This window comes from Sunxiuqinia sp., assembly GCF_055140945.1.
Window position 1 is genome coordinate 24,966 of sequence record NZ_JBSQYS010000025.1, and the last position, 18,342, is coordinate 43,307.

Genomic DNA, 18,342 nt, shown 5'->3' on the forward strand with positions numbered 1-18,342 from the left:
ATTTATTACATCATGTTTTTTCACACATATTTATTTCCCTATCTGAAAAAATCAATTAATCAGATTTAATGTTTCACAACTATCTAATAGGAAATAAGGCCAATCAGAACATTGACTCAGCTATCAAGTTTCATATTTGAAAATTCTTTAGATTTAAAAATTGAACCGACCGCTTTTACCAGCTCTTGGCAAAACTCTTCCATATGAATCATATGCTGTATGTAGCTATATGTCTGCATCTTACCATATCCAGCAATGAAAAATCTCTTTTCCCCAGCTTCAAGAATAATTCTTAAGCAATGAGCAGTTGGATCACTCTCATCATATTGAGCAAACAGTAATTTGGATTGACTAAAAACTGAAGAATTGTTTTTAAGGAATACAACTAACCTATTTGGAATTGGCAAGGTCTTAATGTAGCCTTCTTTTTCAAGTTTAGTATCGCACATCTGACTAGTTATTTAGTCGTATTACGAAACGAGAAGCTACTTACCCCTATTTAGATTATAAAAAAAAGACAAAAAAATAGAGCAGACCTAGAATTCCGATATCAGCTAATTTTTCCTTTAACGTTCGAAGTGCTACAGTCATCTGATTTTCAACGGTTTTAACTGATATCCCTAATTTCTCAGCTATTTCTTTGTTCGAATACCCCTGATTTCGACTGAGCTTAAATATTTCTTTTCTCTTGTTTGGTAACAACTCAATAAATTGAAGTGCCATTATCTCAACATCTCTAAATTCTACCGTATGTAAGGTCTCATTGGTTGAAAACGAAGATTCATTTCCATACGAATTAACTTTTCTCTTTTCTGACTTGTCTTTTCTTAACCACGAAATCGTTTCAGAATAGCAAATTGAAAATATGAATGATTTAAATGAGAGATGTTCTTTTATTGTGTCCCTCTTCTCCCATACTTTAATAAACACTTGCTGTGTTATTTCTTCTGCAATATAGGGTTCTTTGGTTATGCTTAAGGAAAAGGCATAAATGCTCTCTGCATATTTTTTGAATAATGAATTAAATGCAGATAAATCTCCATGATTTAGCTTTTGAACTAACTCTCTATCTTCATTTACACGCATCGCCAAATAACTTTTCAGAGTAAACACAAAGTTAGAAAAACAATTCTTTTAAAGGGCATTTGACAAATTATTTAGTGAGCATGTATTGTGCCAATAAATATCAATCTTTCTGTGGATTCCGAACCGTGAGAAGTAGTATTGACGGATCGTTATTCGCATTCTAAATTCTCACTTCGAACCATTACACGATCCCTGCAACTCATATCGATAAAAAAATGATCGGCAGGAGCTCCGTTCAGAAAATGTTCAAAAATGCTAACCAACCCTTTTAGCTGCCCAATGTGTGTTTCAGCATTTGCCTTGGGCTGCGCTTGATTAAGCAGATCGAAAAACTGCTGATATTGTTCCACTCGCTCCTCTCCGATATCTGGAAGTGCTAACTTATCGGCACTTCGTAAACGGTAAAAATCGTAGATCAGGTCGAAGCCTGTCCAGTCACCTATTTCTACGATCGAGTCAGTCTGAAGCGTCTCGCTGTTTTTGAATACATATTCAAGCATTTCCTTTCCTGTTGAGTTTAGAATAAACTCCCGGAGGTCTTTCGGCCAATCATTCGGAAGAAAACGTAAGCGCACCAGTTCTTTTAAATGCCAGGCCGTATAATCATGGTAGCTGCTTGTGGTTAGAATGTTGCGGTTCCAAATCGAAGGACTTTTCAAACTATCCAAATAAGCATATTCGCGTTCGTATAAAGGAAACAGTTCCCTGAACCGAGGAACGGAATCCAGCTTTATTGTTTCCACCTCTATTTGCTGATTTGCATGAATCGTCAATAGTTTGTATGCCGGAATATAAGCTGCCAACGAAGGGATCTGTACATTGACCAAAAACTTTTCATCGCTGTACGTTCGAATCCCGGTATCATTAATGTGCATATGCCCCCCGAAGTGTAGTTTAATCCCTGCTTCAGCAAAAGCGCGCGCCACATCTTCAGCTGGCACCCGATGAAGATCCATGCTATGCTCGCCTAACAGCTCAAGAATCTCGAGGCTCGCATCGTCATAAAACTCCACCATCGGAAAATGACTGAAAGCAATCAACGTTTTACCACGCTCTTCAGCCTCCTGACAAACCTTCTTTACCCAATCCAACAAATGCTTTTTGTGCGTCAGCACCTGATTGTAGCCAATGCTTGCTCCTTCATAATTTTCTGGATTAGCTGCATCTGTTGCGGCCTCATCCCTGGGAAGGTATACATTGGCATCGATTGCCAGTAGCCAAAGTCCCTCAACCGGTTCCATTAAATAGCTAACATCAGGCAATAAATAATTGGTAGGAGGAATTGGGTACTGCCTTTTGTTCAATTGAGCTTCCTTAGCAGCCTGTTCGAATGAATAGTCTTCGTAATTGTAGTTTGAAAAAGGCGACTCCCAATACACATCGCCGGGTGTGGGAAAGAAACCAAAATCCCCCATTTCATTCATGATCTCGGCATAGCCCATTTTGTGAATGTCGTTTGTTATAACAACCGGATTCACATCCGAGCTTTGGGGCGTGTACATTCCCTGTTTGCTTATTAACACCTGAGGCTTTCCTCCTGCACCCAGGTAATCCGTTTTCCCGGCATCCATCGCAAAAGGGCGAACCGGATCGTGATTGCCGGTTATAGCGATAAACTGTAAACCGTATTTCGTTTCATATTCATGAAGAACTTCCCGCATCCCCCGGACATTTAGTGGTTGGCCATCGTCGCTAAAATCACCAGGCAACACAACATATTTCACACCGCGCTGGACCACATCATCCAAGGCAGCCAAAAAAGCAAAATAGTTTTCGTTGAATAGTCGGGTTGAACGCAATTGAGCCTCCATGGTTCGTCCCAACACAAAGCGCTCGTTGGCAGGATTCAGTACTCCCTTAAAATCGCTATCAGAAAGTTTGCCGTAGAGGTTTTGCAAATGAACATCTGCTAAAAATGCTATTCTTAAATCCTTCGGACGATCGGGAGTCTTTTTTGAGCATGCTGTAGTCAAGAGTAGCAGCATAACCAATACCATGCTGCTATTCCTAATTATTGTGTATTTTACTTTTTGCATTTATTTTGTGCGTGTTTCTGGCGGAAAGGCGTAACTGCTTTTCCAACCACCCAAATCGATTAAAATCTCGTCAATCATCACTCCCGGATCAACCATCCAAACTTTCAGTTTGTGTTTTCCGGGCGTCTCAATCATTTGAGCTGCCGATTTTACCGCGGCATTCTTCAACACATTTTGTTTCCACTCATTGCTACGCCCCACCGTTTTAAAATCGATAATAATCGGTTCTGCATCGTCAATTGCAACAGCACAACGCACACTACGCCCCTCGTAAAATGGATGCGTAGGCACAGCCTGCACCCGAACATCAGTCTCACCAAAATTAAAGGTGAAGAAATCGTACTCCAGCATTGGGCTTTGTGCCTTTATTGCCGCCGGCTCGGTAACCGGATCTGCGTTGTATGGCAGTGCAGTAACAACACTTCCCGAATATCCTAATCCTTCAAACTCCGCCCACGCAGCCTCTTTGCCATCCTTGCGAAACGACGAATGCTCAGCATTAATCGATACATAACCATTCCCCTCAATAAAACCCTCATAATCTTCAAGTTCCTTAAGCTTCGGGTTGAAGGTTGACACGCCAATGGTAATTGTCGTGTCCGCCGAAGTAAACTCAATTGAGCCGTTCACTTTGTAAGCTGGCGGAATCAATTGATAATCGTGTCCCAATGGAGGCTCTTTGGTATTTTCTCCTCTTGGCACTTTGTCCCAATCAATACTCACCCAAAGTCTTTGCTCCGCCTGTCCGTTTTTATCATCAAGCGTTCCGCTCGTCGACGATAAGCGAATCCAATCGGCTTTTGGTTTTGCCGTCCACTCAATCTCTCCTTTTCCCTTCAGAAAGACATCAACAAAAGTGGAATCTTTCAGGTAAGCGTTTAGCACCGGTAACACATCGGAATAGGCGTTCGGAATACTCGAGTTCACTTCCATTTCATAACCTTCCACTACCAATCCAAGCCCCACCAAGCTGTCTTCGGACGGCAATGCGTACGATGGCTTTGAAAACACCGGCAGATTGCGAGGCGACATACTCATCATGTTTTTCCACTTCCCATTTTGCATTTTATTGAAATAGGCCGTTTCCTTTTGTATTTGCTCATAAGCTGCTTTCGAACGCTCAGCAAAATCTAGCGCACTGGTTCGCCCCTGACGGGCTGCCAGCTCGTTTTTATAATGATACAGCCATTTTTGGTTCATCAACGAAGCTCCGGTTAGCGGATAATATACCAACTCGAAGAACGCGTCTTTTTGTGTAGAAGGAATAACTTCATTTAATCGCTTAACTTCATCTGCGATGTTCTCCCACGCCTGCAATCGTTTGGTTAACTCATCGCCATACCGAATCTGAGTCAACTCCGTTTTCTGTGGTTTTGTTGTTGGCTCGGTCTGGCTCCAGGCCATAAACTCAGGTCGACGCATGAATGACAAATGATAATATTCAAGCATCAAATCAGTAAGCTGAGCTGACAGATCAGGCCCAAATTTAGCCGACAGCCATTGCTTCAAGTGAGGTTTTACCGCTTGACTTGATGGAAACTTATCAATATCCCAAGCCATATCCATAAACAGCTCAATATTGTATTCCAAGGGTTTAATATCGCCACAATTCAGAATCCACATGTCGTGGCAGTTGAACTGATAGGCTTTGTACATTTCTTCCCAAATCAGCATGGGACTTGTCGAACTCAGCCACAGATAATCGTGCGGCCGTCCCCAGTACGATGCGTGGTAATAAATACCACCTCCCCCAGGGCGCGTTTGCTCTTCCGGCGTGCTCAGCTGGCGAATGTATCCATAGTTGTCATCCGTCCACATCAACGTAACATCCTCAGGAACTTCCAGTCCATTTTGGTAATAATCCAGTACTTCTTTATAGGGAATAAAAGCCTGCGGAATATTTTTCGGATTCTTGCCTTTTTCTCTTGCCAAAATCTCCCGCTGATCGGCAATCACCTTTTCAAGCAAATTAATCTGATCGGCTTTGGTCAAATCTTTGGCATTCATGGGCGAATCATGCTCTCCACGCATTCCAATGGTATAAATGCTTTCAAAGTCAGAAGTGGCCTTTGTCCGTTGTTCAAACAACGCCCGAATCGTTTCATCATTATTGTCGTAGCGCCACTCACCCATGGTTTTATGATCCCATTCGGCATTGATATTGCACAGCATCGGTTCACAGTGCGATGTGCCAACCACAATCGCATAGTCGTCGGCTGTTTGCGCATTGCCCTCTATCGTGTAGAAAGCTTTCGTGCAACCGTGCATGGCCGGCCAGATGGTGTTCGCCCGAAGACGCAACATCAATTCAAAAATCTTCGCATAAGTCTTGGGACCTATGTCACCGATTTCCGGCTCGAACGTTTTGGCTGCCCAGGGTTGAAGCCCCCAATCTTCGTCGTTCAGAAATAAGCCGCGGTATTTCACCGACGGTGAACCGTATGTTTTATTTTCTATTTGAAGCGTGATTTGATCCTGTTTAGGCACTTGAACATCAGCCCACCATTCCCAGGCCGAAACGCCCATCATGCGCGAGAGTTCCAAAATACCGTAGGTTGTTGCCCGACGATCGCTGCCGACAATAACCAGTGCTTCATTCACTCCCGGAAATGGCTGTTGAATCAGCTGCGTCGACCAGGTTTCCCATTTCCCCTGAATGGCCGAAACATCAATTTTCTTTTCAGCAATCAATTGGTCAATCAGTTCGCTTGTGCCAATTGTTCCTGCGACAATTATGTGGTTGGCCTTTGCCGGAAGAGCAGTTTCAACTCTTGGTTTTTGTGCTGAAATAGCCTCAACATCACTTGCCCAAAGAGCTGCGGCAATAGAAACAACTTTGGGTTCGTCAGCGGAAACAACAAGCGGATTGGCAGCCGATTTTTCAACAATCGGGAAAGAGGCAGCTTTACTGTTTTGGCTCGTTTGAGCAGCCACATTTAACTGAATGACCGCATTTAAAAGTAGCAGTAACGAGAGATTTAAAATCGTAGTTTTCATCTTTAATCGTAGTTTTCGGAAAAATACTCAAACTTTAGTTCTAACAAAAAAATTTGGTGACACAAAAAATACACTTTACGAGCTGATTAATAAACAAAACTCTTAAAGCGGACTATCCTTGCGCAGAGCCCTGAGGAATCATTTGATTAAAGCCCCATGCCTAATTTCAGATGAGGCCCGATTCCTATTAACGAAAAATATTTATTTCAAAAACGACGTTTCGTCTTCAAATGGGTAACGAACGAAAGCCTCAATCGCCTCATATTCGGTCAGTCCCAATTGGTCATAAATTTTGGCTGTCGTGCGGTTACGATCTTCTGCCCGCTGCCAAAACTCTCTTTTGTCGTCACCCGGAAAAACAGGTTCATCTTTTTGCGACTGATGTTTAAAGATCGCCTTCCGTTTACGGAACAATTCGTCAGGGCTAATCGGGACAGCCATTTCGATGTCTTCAACATCCCATTCCTGCCAGGCACCACGATACAACCAAACATAGCAATCGTCCAGCCATCTGTCGCCTTCGGCACGCATTTGGCGAATAGCCTTGAAAATGATTTGTAAACAAACTTCGTGCGTTCCGTGCGGATCTTGTAAATCACCAGCTGCAAAAATCTGGTGTGGCTGGATTTCGCGCAACAAATCAATCACGATATTCACATCCGTTTCAGTCGGCTCGCTCTTTTTAACTTGCCCTGTTTCGTAAAATGGGAGGTCGAGGAAATGTACATTTTCATCCTTCACGCCACTAAAACGACATCCGGCTGCAGCTTCACCACGACGAATCAAGCCTTTTACAGCCTTTACAAACGGGGTATCAACCTGCCCTGGTTTTCTAGTTTCCAGAAAGCTAATCAGATCTTCATTCGATTGAATCAGTTCCGGGCAATTCAATTCTTGATTTTTCAACAAGTCGACAACAAACTGCGAATAGCGAATCGCATCGTCATCGAACACGGCAATGTTGCCCGAGGTTTGGTAGGCTACGTGAACGTCGTGTTTCTGGTCGGCCAGACGAATGAGTGTCCCTCCCATCGAAATTACGTCATCATCGGGATGTGGGCTGAAAACGATTGAACGTTTTACCGCGGGCTCCGGACGTTCCGGACGGGTTTTCTCGTAAGCTCCCGGTTTTCCGCCAGGCCACCCGGTTATGGTATCGCGCAGCTGGCCAAAAATCTTAATATTCAAATCGTAAGCACCGCCATATTCAACCAATAAATCACGCAATCCTGCCTCTTTATAGTCTTCATCGGTCAACTTAAGAATTGGTTTGTTCGTTTTTTGGCTCAACCAAATCACGGCACGTTTTATCATTTTCGGAGTCCATTCGATCACACCAACCAACCACGGCGCTTTGATGCGGGTAAATGTGGTCATGGCCAATTCATCCAAATAAATCATTACATTTTTGTGGAGTTGAAGGAATGACGCGGGAACCTCTACGCTTACCGGTCCTTCAATCATCTTCTTTAGAATCGGCGATTTCGACTCTCCCCAAGCGGCCAGAATGATGCGTCGAGCGCTTAAAATAGTACCAACCCCCATTGTAATGGCACGATGCGGAACAAGCTGTTCATCGTCAAAATCGGTGATGGCATCGGTGATCGTAATTTGATCCAGCTTTACTAAACGGGTTGGTGAGTTTACTGTCGATCCCGGCTCATTAAATCCAATATGCCCCGAGCGTCCGATACCTAAAATCTGGATATCAATTCCCCCTACCGCTTCAATCTTTGCTTCATAAGCGGAACAAAACGCAGACACATCTTCGATTTTCAACGATCCATCCGGGATGTGAACATTCTCCGGCAATATGTCGATGTGACTGAAAAGATGCTCATACATAAAATGAACATAGCTTTTATCGCTTTCCGGCGACATTGGAAAATATTCATCCAGATTGAAAGTGATGACATTTTTGAAGCTCAAACCTTCTTCTTTGTGCAAACGAACCAACTCTCTATAAATCATAACGGGGGAAGAACCTGTTGCCAGCCCCAAAACTGCGAACTGCCCTTCGGCTTGCTTCCGTTTTATCAATTCAGCAACCTGACCTGCAATAACTTTTGCCCCTGTCGGTTGATCCTCTACAATGGTAATCGGGAGTTTCTCAATGGTATTTTCGATGTAAGTCAGACTATTATTCATGATTAAGAAATTAATTATCTTCTTTCACTATTTTACAATAAATTCACACGCAATATCTTTTAACCAATACACGCAAATTGGTTGTTTTGTTAGTTATTCAACCAGATGTGCTATCGGGGAAATAACAAAATCAAACTCATAGTTCTGGTAAGGCATCCGGTATTCTTTGAGTGGAAGTGCCCCCCAGCTAGTTACACAGCCCAAGCCCATCTGCTTTTTATCAATACAAATAGTAACGAAATTACTTTGCTCTACTTCCGGAAAGTGTCGTTGATCTTTTTCGATACCATCATCCAGCGCATGAATGGTGTAGTTTAAAGCTGAAATCGAGTAAACATCATCCGACTTGAAGCAAAGACCTGATCCAGCCTCATCCAACTGTGCCCACCAGCGAACATCGGATTTGGTACCGGTTTCCTGCGGACGAATGTATGCGTAAGCTTGCTCTTCAACGGTTTGATTGTATAAACCTATAAAGGCAGCATCTTTCCGGTCGATGTAGTTTTCGCCCGGCCCACGACCGTAGTATTTAATGTGCGAATAGTTTCCCGGCATTTCCAGTTTCATACCAAAACGGAACATTTCCGAAACCTCATCATTTTCTCCAGCTATCAGCTTCTGGTTTACTTTTACAGCTCCCTCGTTATTAATTTGATACGTCAGTCGCAATTTCGCGTTTACTTCAGGCATGTTGTATTCTGCCTTCACTTCGGCTAATCCTTCCGCAGTCATTGTTGCATCAATCGATTTTAACTCAATTTTAGGATTCTTCCAAACCACATATTTCAGCTGCAACTTAGCACCGAAGTCATTATCGGTCGGAGCCCGCCAAAAGTTCGGTTTCAATTCAGATCCATCCTCAAATACAAATTTTCCATTAACGCTATAGCGACACAGGAAGCCCGATTTCCGGCTAAAGTCTACCTGGAAATTCTCACCCTTAACCAATAAGTAATTCGTATCATTTTCAATAATTGTTGGCTCAACCACCTGCGTGTTAGCGAAAATTTTATTGGCGAGTTCAAGTGGCTTAAATGTCCAATCCTTAACGGTCAATTGCTGACGAGCCAAGGTATAGCCTGCCGAAACGAGCTGTTCCGCAGCTTTCAATTTGTAGGCTACATTTACAAACACCTCGTTTGCCTGAAGATCGCCCGGCAATTTAACGCCAAGGTCAACTTTAGTTTTTTGCTGTGGCTCAACGTTTAAATCATCAACAATACCGGTTTGCAAAATTTTGCCGTCGGCCACCAATTCCCACTGGAGGTAGAAATTTGAAAGATCACGGAAAAAGTATTCATTGTACACGTCAACCTGGCCGTTTTTCAGGTCAAGAGGAGTGGTCCAGATCGATTGATAATAATAACCAACTTCGCGGTAATGTGGATTTGGTTTGCGATCGGGGTTAATTAAACCGTTGTCGAGAAAGTTATTATCGGTAGCATCATAGGGGTTGAAATCGCCGCCGTATGCATAAATCAACTGCCCATCTTCATTTGTCCAATGGATTGACTGATCTACAAAATCCCAAATAAAACCTCCCTGATAGAGGGGATATTTGCGGATCAAATCCCAATATTCTTTAAATCCGCCTTCGGAATTACCCATGGCATGGGCATATTCGCATTGAATTAGTGGTTTCTTTTTACCCGATTGGGCATACTTTTCGCTGCTCTCGTAGCCATAATACATGGGACAAAAAACATCCGTGTAGTCATTTTGCCCTGCTCCTTCGTATTGAACCGGGCGCGATTGATCGTAACCCTTAATCCATTTGTAGGCAGCTTCAAAGTTTGGTCCAAAACCAGCCTCATTTCCCATCGACCAAATAATTACTGAAGGATGGTTGTAGTTGCGCAATACGTTACGTTCGTTACGTTCCAAATGCGCCTTATCGAACAACGGATTCTTAGCCAGCGTTTCGTCACCATAACCCATGCCGTGCGATTCCAGATTAGCTTCGGCTACGACATAAATTCCGTACTTGTCGCACAGCTCATACCACAAGCTGTTATCGGGATAATGACAGGTGCGCACCGCATTTACATTGAATTTTTTCATCATTCGAATGTCTTGTTCCATGCGCTCGGGAGACACCACATAACCACCATCAGGATCCAGTTCGTGGCGGTTCACCCCTTTAATCAATATGGGTCGGCCATTCACACAAAGCTGACTGTTCTTTATTTCTACTTTTCGGAAACCAACGTGTACCGGAATCACTTCCAATACTTTTCCTGATTTTTTAAGCGTTGCCATTATGCGATATAATGTTGGCGTTTCAGCGGTCCACTTTGCGGGGTTGGCAACTTCAATTTCGGTAGTCAACCAACCGAAGCCAGTCAGCTGTTTTTCGGCTACAACTTTCCCACTTGCATCTTTCAATTTTAACTCAACATCAGCTTTTGCCGACAAATCAAGTTTTACCTGCAAAACACCATCGGCATAGTCGTTTACTAAATCGGGGGTAACTTTTAAATCGCGGATGTAAGTTTTATTGCGGGCATACAAATAGCAGTCGCGACCAACGCCAGCGAAGCGCCAGAAATCCTGATCTTCCAGGTAGGTGCCATCGCACCAGCGAAAGGTTTGAAATGCCAGTAGGTTTTTACCCGGCTTCAGGTATTTTGTCAGATTAAACTCAGCCTCCAGTTTGCTGTCTTCGCTGTATCCAACAAATTTTCCGTTGACATACAAACTGATGTTAGAAGTTACCGAACCAAAATGAACAAAGATTTCTTTTCCATCCCAATTTGCCGGCAACTGTATTTCTTTGCGATAAGTTCCTACGTGATTATTTTCTTCGGGAACGATTGGTGGGTTATTTTTGTACTGGTTGCGCCAGGCATAACCGATATTCACATACAACGGATCGCCGTAGCCGTTCAACTCCCAAAGCCCGGGAACCGGCATGCCGCTCCAGCCTTTATCATTCAAGTCAAGCTTATAAAAATCGGTTGGACGTTGCCATGCATGCTGCACCCAGTTAAATTTCCAACTACCGTTAAGACTCATGAAATTGGTTGAAACTTCCTTTACGTCTTCTGAAGCGGCATCTGCTGACTCGTAAGCAAAAAATACACTGTGCATGGGCGCACGGTTTACTTCATTGATCTTCGGATCTTGCCAATAGCTTTGAGCTTGAGCAACAACGACATTCATCACTAACATGATCAACAATAACTGGATTTTCGGCCTGCTTTTTATTCTCATGATTGTCTTTTATTATTAATTTTTAATTCTTCTTTTTACTACAGTCCTGTATATATCGTGTCTTAACACGATCCGGCAAATCCACCGGGCGCCAAATTATATTTTAATATAAATCCGTCTTTTATTTAGCCACCACCCCAGTGCCCAACAAAGCATGACGTAAACAATTGCTGTTACAAATGCTCCAAACGGCCCCGGAAATAGTTGTTGAAATATCTGTTCGCTCACCCACTCGAAAGCATCCTGATTGGCATTCACCGGAATAAGACGCAACGTCATATAGAAAAGTTCGGAAAACAAATAGATGAAAAGAGGATTTTTCCCAAATACATCGAAGAACTTGACTCCAACCTTAACTTTTTTGAGTTCGATCAGATAAATCAAAACAGCCATAATTGACAAATCCAACCCGACTGTATAGAGCACAAACGGACTTGTCCACAATTTCTTTGATATAGGAAAAACCAGATCCCACCACAGTGCCAGCGAAGCCAGTAAGAATCCAACCATCAACAATTTGGCAATTCCCTCGAACGACTTTCCTTTTTTTTGAATGAAAACACCTGCCAGGTAGCCCCATAAAACGTTTACGATAGCTGGCAATGTGCTGAGTATTCCTTCCGGATCGAAGGGAATACTATCTTTTTTATAAATATGTCCGATACCTAAAATTGATAAATCGAACTTGCCGGCCGCATTGCTGGCCATTTCCAATTGAGCTCCAGGCTCGCCAAATACATACAGAATTGCCCAATAGGCCAGTAAAATCAGAACCGAAACAATAACCGTTGCTTTCTCAGACAAATACAAAACGATTATCGAAGCGAAGAAATAACACAGTGCAATGCGCTGCAAAACACCCATAATCCGAGTCTCCCCTATTGGCTTCAACATCAGCCCTCCGTCATCGCCAAATTGAAAGAAAGGAAACCAGTACATCAGGTAGCCCAACAAAAAGATGACGACGGTACGTTTGATAATCTTTTTCCAAACATCTGACGGCGGTGCCAATCGCATCTTTTTCATCGAAAAGCTCATGGCATTCCCCACCGCAAACAAGAAAGAGGGAAATACCAGGTCGGCTAAGGTAAAACCAAACCACTGGGCATGTGTCAGATAAGGATAAAAATGAGCTCCTGTCCCGGGAGTGTTCACCACAATCATCAAAGCGATTGTTAATCCCCGAAATACATCGAGTGATAGAAAACGTTCCGCTTTTTTCTTAATTACTGTTACCATAACTAGTAGTTGTAATTGATGGTTGGTAAAGTCTTCGTTAACGGTGCGATCCGGTCGCGATATTTTTGATGCAACTCCTTAGCAACCTCTATTGAGCTGCCTGTAGGTTGAATTGGAAAATCCTTTTGCGAAGTCACCCAGCTCCATTCCCATTGTTTTATTTCTTCATCAAATGCTGCCTGATCAAAACTTTTCCAATCGACATTCACTTCAGTAAAAAACTGCTCCCAACGCGGTTTATAAAAATCACTCAATAAACCACTCCATTGACGGTTGCTGTACTCGTGCAAACGGTTGTCAGCACCTCCCCAAAGGGTAATCAAGTCGCGAGCGTTTTGCTCGTATAAGGCTTTTTCTTCCGGTGTTGTACCCCAACTGCGGGCATCGGCCAACCAGGGACCCAGCATAAAATCTTTACGGGTTGCCAGCAAACGATCCAGGTCGTCAATCAACTCCAAAAACTCAGTGCTGTATTGATCAAACTTTTGTTTGTCATTATTTTTGTAAGCCATTGCCATTTGCTGTTGCATCGGCAAGGCATAATTGGCTAAAACCTGGCGGCTAAGGTCGACCAGATCATACTGGAAACCATCTGAAGTTCCAAACTCAGGAATCGCTTGAACAAACAAGTCCCAGGCTGGCAACAAATCCTCTGGTTTATAATTCAACTTAGTGCGCGCCCACCGGCGGTAACCTTCAAAAGTTGGACGAGAGACGATGATCGATTCCGCACCATCACGAATAATCTGACCATTGTAGACCGTTTCGACCAAAATATCCCACGCTTTTTCAATATCAGGATTAGTAGCACCGTAACGATTGCTAATGTATTGTTTAAGCCACTGCGGCAAATCGATTGGCGTATCGCGCCAGGTATTGTCGGTCATCAACTCATACAACACCGGTGTTTGTTCAATCGCTTCCATGGTCAGTCCAATCCCTTTCAACTTCCCCGAAGCAGGATCGTTCAATGCTTCTGCTGGATGTTCGGCTACGTTTTCGATGCGCCCGAACAGGCTAATGTTGCCTCCAAAATTGTGTAACATACACCAAATCCATTCTTTCCCATAGAAAGCCTCTGTGCGTTTCCAAACGGGTTCAATCTCAGCTGCCAAATCCAGAATGATCATCCGGTCGTCGGGAACAGCTCCCAGCAAACCCTTAATTTGTGGTGCCTTCCAGAATTCGCGATGACTGTAAAACAACCATCCCTGCATCACCCAAACCGCTTCGGGGTCAACAGACTTCATCCCTTCGAAAACCTTACGACTTAGTTCCGAGAGGTATTCCGGGTCATCGGATGGTGGTTCGTTTTCATTAAACGTATCGGCCGAATACAGGTGATCTGTACCATACACTTCCTGCTGCACTTCCAAAAATCTCTTACCGATCTCGGCAAACAGCGGATCATTCGCATCCAAAATATAGGTATCAGCGAAATCATTCCCCCAGTTGGTTTGCTTTAAGTCAGCATCCGGGAAATACTTTTTGAAAGAAGCGGGAACGTGTCCGGTAAAAGCCGGCAAAACAGTTTTCATACCCAGTTCACGCTCGCGCTGCACAATTTTCTTTTGCAGGTCGCGGTGGCTCTCTTTCCAACTCTTCGGCAGCGGGCCTCCCCAGCCATCGAGATTTCCCATCCAGAACCATGAAAAATAAGCCGGTCCACTAAAAAACGGATCCAGATCTTCGTCAGTAAATCCATACGAACGATATACCTCGTCCCAAATATATTCTTCACCGGTAATGGCCAGGGGCATATTGATGCCATGTAGCGCCATCCAGTCAATTTCCTTTTCCCAACGCTCCCAATCCCACCAGCTCATGGTATAGTTGAATGTGCAATAATTTAAATAGTAGCGATATTCATAAGGACTGTCTTTGTGCACTTTCTCCGGCACCATTGGCAATTCTTCCGGTAAATTCAGGTTCGTTCCGTTCCAGGTAATCTGACAGTTGGCATATTCCTTCAGGTAATAATACAGAGCCGAAGCAACCGATACGCCATTGTTCCCGCGAAGTACAATTTTATCGTCTTTCGATTCGATCTCAAACCAATCCGCTGAATCTGACCGAATAATCTCCGTCTCAAAATTAGTTGCATGTGAAGGTACGATTCGTTCAATTAAATCGTCTCCAGCGCTATTTTCAGTGGGTTTTGTATCCCGATTCGTACAGCCAACGATTGAGAATAGTAAAATCCCATATATACTATATCCTAACAGTCTATTTTTCATTGAATTAAAATTAATGGATAAAATATTTACTCTATTCCCGTGCTCCCTGGGGAACTGTGAATGGTTGAATACCTTGAGGTTCGATTTTTAAAATATTGTGATCGGCATCAAATTTCAGACTGTCAACACACAACTGCCGCAAGACATATTCCTCGCCCTGCGGATAGATTCGGTGATACAAAATATAGTCCTGCTCCCTCTCGCGAAATACCGTATGATGTCCGGGCCCCACAATCGTGCTGTCCGATGTGCTTTTCAAAATCGGGCTGTTGATACCTTCGTCAAACGCCCCTATAGGCGATTCTCCAACAGCATATCCGATTTTATAGGTCGCATCAATCGCTTTTCCATCAGAGAACATCAGATAATATTTATCAAAGCGCTTAATCATATGTGGAGCTTCAAAATAGTGATTCGGCGTCACATCAACAGGCTCCTCTGCAAAAGATATCATATCCGGATTTAATCTGCCAGCCATGCAAACCCCGTTTACCCAATGAAAACCCGACCCCCAATAAAGGTATGCCTGTCCGTCATCATCAATAAAACAGTCTGCATCAATGTTGTGTACCTCGGGGAAGTCAGGTGCCGCAATCAACGGCGAATTATCTGTCTTGGCATTTTTCCATGGCCCTAAAGGAGCGTCGCTCACTCCTGCCCAAATTTCACTACCCACCGATACGTACATATAATATTTCCCGTTGGGAGCTTTTTGAACTGTAGGAGCCCACACCATAGAGCTGTTGGAATTTGGACTTGTACAGGCTTCTTTGCTTGGCCAGTTTAAATGGTGGCGGTCAAAATGAATGAAGTCCCTGGTTGAAAATACAGCTAGTTCATCTCCCCCCCAAGGATCGATAGTTGCATAAATGTAAAAGGTATCGTCTTCTTTGACGATAGACGGATCGGCAAAATAGCCATCAATAATTGGATTGGTGATCAACTGAGTGCTGTCCTGCTTTTCTTTTTTTGTAGAATTCGTACAAGCGACCAACAAGCATGTTACCAAAAGAAGAAAAATACCTGTTCTCCAATCCTTATTTTTTAGTTTGTTTTTTTCTGGCATAACCTCACTTTTTTATCTGATTATATTTCCTGATCTGATTTTGAAGGAGGAAGGATCTCCGTTCCCCATTTCTGCGGAACGGCCCCCATCTCCAGAACTAATGTTCCTCCCATTATAATAGCTTCATGTTCAATCCATGCTTTCGGGAAGTCCTCTCCGTTGAGCTTCGCCGATTGAATGTACTTATTTTTCGCCGATAGGTTTTTGGCTTCAATGGTAAAGTCCTTGCCGTTTTCCTGATGAATCACCGTCTTTTTAAACCAAGGTGAATTGATCAGATAATACGATTGTCCGGCATTCGGATAAAGCCCCATCAGGTGAAAAGCCAACCACGAAGACATGGCTCCGGAATCGTCGTTCCCAGGAATACCACTGCGACTGGTGTTGTAGTGAGTATCGATGATCCGATGAATGCGATCGTTGCTTAAATCCGGACGTCCAATCCAATGATAAAGGTTTGGACTCAAAAAAGACGGTTCGTTGGCAACATTGTAAAGTTTCTTTTCGAAGAGCGTATCCAAACGTTTGCGGAAAGCTTCCCGTCCACCCGAAAGTTCTACAAGCTTGCCAACATCGTGTGGTACCGACAACGAATACTCCCATGAACTGGCTTCGTAAAAGAAACCACACCACCAGCATACGCAAATCGGCCAATCCTGAGCCACCGGTGTGTAAGGCACGTAACTCACTCTTCCATTGCTTGCATCACACTGAATACTATCTACCCAATTGCCATGCACATCTTTGGGCATAATGAACCCGCGAGAACCATGATCTTCAATATCGCGCCACAAGTTTTGCCAGTTGTCTGCCTGCTTGATAAATCGCCAGTATTCGCCTTTTCGCTTAATTCCTTTGGCAACCATTGCCAGGCAATAGTCGTTGTAAGCATATTCGAGCGTGCGGTTGCCAGCACGTACAAAGTCGGTTGAAACATAGCCCAGTCGATTATAGTCTGTGAGTCCGCCTCGCCCCTCCTTTTCCTCATTACCTCCGGGAGGAATGGTTGCATCTTTCAGCATGGCTGCCAGTCCCACTTTATAATTAATGCCGGGCAAGTCTTTCTCAAAAGCATCGGCAATCACCACTTCTCCATTCGAACCACCTTGGGTACGACCATTGCTGTTACCACTGCGGGCATCGGGCATGTAGCCATCTCGCTTATAAATCTGTAGCATGGCATTTACAATATCGACCTGACGCGAAGGTGTGAGCAAAGTAATCAGCGGACTAGAAGAACGGTAAGTATCCCAAATGGCATAAAAATCGTCGTAATACGGACCATTATTTTCCCAAAGCGGATTTTCCCCGGTTCGATCAACGGGCATCAGCATGGTGTGATAAAGTCCGGTGTAAAACATGGTTTTCAACTCAGGAGTCGCGTCCTGATCAACCTCCACGCGTTTCATGATGTCCTCCCATTTTTCACGTGTTTCAGCCAGCGTATGATCAAAATCCCAATGAGGCATTTCCTGATCGACGTTGGCACGCGCCTTCAATGGACTTAAAAACGAAATGCCAATTTTCATCTGTAAGTCGTCGCTTGAGCTGTCAAAGGCAAGCAGCACTCCAGTTTTTTCACCAGAGTCAACCTGCACCTTCTCTCCCGGGTATAATTCCGCTCCCTTCCAACTTGTAAATTTTGTAAAAGGCTGATCAAAAACAGCCGAGAAATACACGGTGTAAGCGCTTCCGTTGTTCCAACCGCCACGAATTCGGGTATATCCCCGAACTTCAGAATCCGAAACAACTTCAATTTCGGAACCAACAAATTGTTGAGATTCGCGGGCATCAGGATCCGGAATAGCCGGTTCGCCCAAAAACTTACCTAAGTCAATTTTTACATTTTTTCCCTTGTCGGGTTGAAACGAAAAATGATAGAAAGCAGCACGGTCAGAAGTTGTTATTTGGGTTTGAATAGTCCACTTTTGGAGCATCACACTGTAGTATCCCAGCTCTACCTGTTCGTCGCCTTTCAACGACTCCTGCTCAATCGACCCTAAATCTCCGGAGAATGGCATGACTGAAACATTTCCATACTTCGGGCCGCCGCCTGTCCCACTTACATGCAACTGGCTAAACCCATAAATCGCTTTGTCCTGGTCAGAAGAGTAGCCGCTGTTTGCTCCAACCGAATTATCAGGTCCCGGCTTCACCATTCCGTAAGGACAGGACGGACCAATAAACACATTCCCCAATCCCTCGGAACCAATCTTCGGATCGACGAATTGGTGTAACTGCGCCTGCGCAGCAGTTGTGAGAAACAGGGTGAAAATTAAGATGCCTTGTTTGACTAATTTGTGCCTCATCATTTATATCT

General features: G+C 43.7%; 10 protein-coding genes. All 10 read right to left on the reverse strand.

Annotation, left to right across the window (positions count from 1 at the left end; all coding sequences use genetic code 11):
• Window positions 1–116: 116 nt before the first annotated feature.
• The 10 genes from ACTB00_RS12580 to ACTB00_RS12625 all read right to left on the reverse strand — a co-directional run bounded on the left by ACTB00_RS12580 (window position 117) and on the right by ACTB00_RS12625 (window position 18,334).
• Window positions 117–449, reverse strand: a complete 333-nt coding sequence (locus ACTB00_RS12580) for a hypothetical protein (RefSeq protein WP_463300268.1) — start codon at window positions 447–449, stop codon at window positions 117–119.
• A 55-nt stretch (window positions 450–504) separates the two neighbouring features.
• The gene (locus tag ACTB00_RS12585; protein ID WP_463300269.1) at window positions 505–1,086 is read right to left on the reverse strand and encodes an RNA polymerase sigma factor; all 582 of its coding nucleotides are present in this window, start codon (window positions 1,084–1,086) and stop codon (window positions 505–507) included.
• A gap of 149 nt (window positions 1,087–1,235) precedes the next feature.
• A complete protein-coding gene (locus ACTB00_RS12590) occupies window positions 1,236–3,122 on the reverse strand; it encodes a metallophosphoesterase (RefSeq protein WP_463300270.1) in 1,887 nt (628 codons plus the stop codon).
• On the reverse strand, window positions 3,123–6,119 hold the full coding sequence (locus ACTB00_RS12595; RefSeq protein WP_463300271.1) for a glycosyl hydrolase 115 family protein: 2,997 nt from the start codon (window positions 6,117–6,119) through the stop codon (window positions 3,123–3,125). It abuts the gene before it with no gap.
• Window positions 6,120–6,320: 201 nt separating this feature from the next.
• A complete protein-coding gene (gene nagB, locus ACTB00_RS12600) occupies window positions 6,321–8,267 on the reverse strand; it encodes a glucosamine-6-phosphate deaminase (RefSeq protein WP_463300272.1) in 1,947 nt (648 codons plus the stop codon).
• A 93-nt stretch (window positions 8,268–8,360) separates the two neighbouring features.
• Window positions 8,361–11,480 (reverse strand): beta-galactosidase, LacZ type, encoded by a 3,120-nt coding sequence (gene lacZ, locus ACTB00_RS12605; RefSeq protein ID WP_463300273.1) that lies wholly within the window; start codon window positions 11,478–11,480, stop codon window positions 8,361–8,363.
• Window positions 11,481–11,576: 96 nt separating this feature from the next.
• The gene (locus ACTB00_RS12610; protein WP_463300274.1) at window positions 11,577–12,719 is read right to left on the reverse strand and encodes an acyltransferase family protein; all 1,143 of its coding nucleotides are present in this window, start codon (window positions 12,717–12,719) and stop codon (window positions 11,577–11,579) included.
• Between the two features lie 2 nt (window positions 12,720–12,721).
• Window positions 12,722–14,956: an alpha-N-acetylglucosaminidase gene (locus tag ACTB00_RS12615; protein WP_463300275.1), complete on the reverse strand. Its 2,235-nt coding sequence runs from the start codon at window positions 14,954–14,956 to the stop codon at window positions 12,722–12,724.
• Window positions 14,957–14,987: 31 nt separating this feature from the next.
• Window positions 14,988–16,022, reverse strand: coding sequence for a family 43 glycosylhydrolase (locus ACTB00_RS12620; RefSeq protein WP_463300276.1), 1,035 nt, complete (start codon window positions 16,020–16,022; stop codon window positions 14,988–14,990).
• A gap of 20 nt (window positions 16,023–16,042) precedes the next feature.
• Window positions 16,043–18,334 carry a GH92 family glycosyl hydrolase gene (locus ACTB00_RS12625; protein WP_463300277.1) on the reverse strand — a complete coding sequence of 764 codons (2,292 nt, stop codon included), beginning with the start codon at window positions 18,332–18,334 and terminating at the stop codon, window positions 16,043–16,045.
• Window positions 18,335–18,342: the final 8 nt, after the last annotated feature.

What these genes read in the sequence shown, in the direction of transcription:
- ACTB00_RS12580 (WP_463300268.1), bottom strand. Translation starts at nt 449, where the DNA reads ATGTGCGATACTAAACTTGAAAAAGAAGGCTACATTAAGACCTTGCCA.
- ACTB00_RS12585 (WP_463300269.1), bottom strand. Translation starts at nt 1,086, where the DNA reads ATGCGTGTAAATGAAGATAGAGAGTTAGTTCAAAAGCTAAATCATGGA.
- ACTB00_RS12590 (WP_463300270.1), bottom strand. Translation starts at nt 3,122, where the DNA reads ATGCAAAAAGTAAAATACACAATAATTAGGAATAGCAGCATGGTATTG.
- ACTB00_RS12595 (WP_463300271.1), bottom strand. Translation starts at nt 6,119, where the DNA reads ATGAAAACTACGATTTTAAATCTCTCGTTACTGCTACTTTTAAATGCG.
- nagB (WP_463300272.1), bottom strand. Translation starts at nt 8,267, where the DNA reads ATGAATAATAGTCTGACTTACATCGAAAATACCATTGAGAAACTCCCG.
- lacZ (WP_463300273.1), bottom strand. Translation starts at nt 11,480, where the DNA reads ATGAGAATAAAAAGCAGGCCGAAAATCCAGTTATTGTTGATCATGTTA.
- ACTB00_RS12610 (WP_463300274.1), bottom strand. Translation starts at nt 12,719, where the DNA reads ATGGTAACAGTAATTAAGAAAAAAGCGGAACGTTTTCTATCACTCGAT.
- ACTB00_RS12615 (WP_463300275.1), bottom strand. Translation starts at nt 14,956, where the DNA reads ATGAAAAATAGACTGTTAGGATATAGTATATATGGGATTTTACTATTC.
- ACTB00_RS12620 (WP_463300276.1), bottom strand. Translation starts at nt 16,022, where the DNA reads ATGCCAGAAAAAAACAAACTAAAAAATAAGGATTGGAGAACAGGTATT.
- ACTB00_RS12625 (WP_463300277.1), bottom strand. Translation starts at nt 18,334, where the DNA reads ATGATGAGGCACAAATTAGTCAAACAAGGCATCTTAATTTTCACCCTG.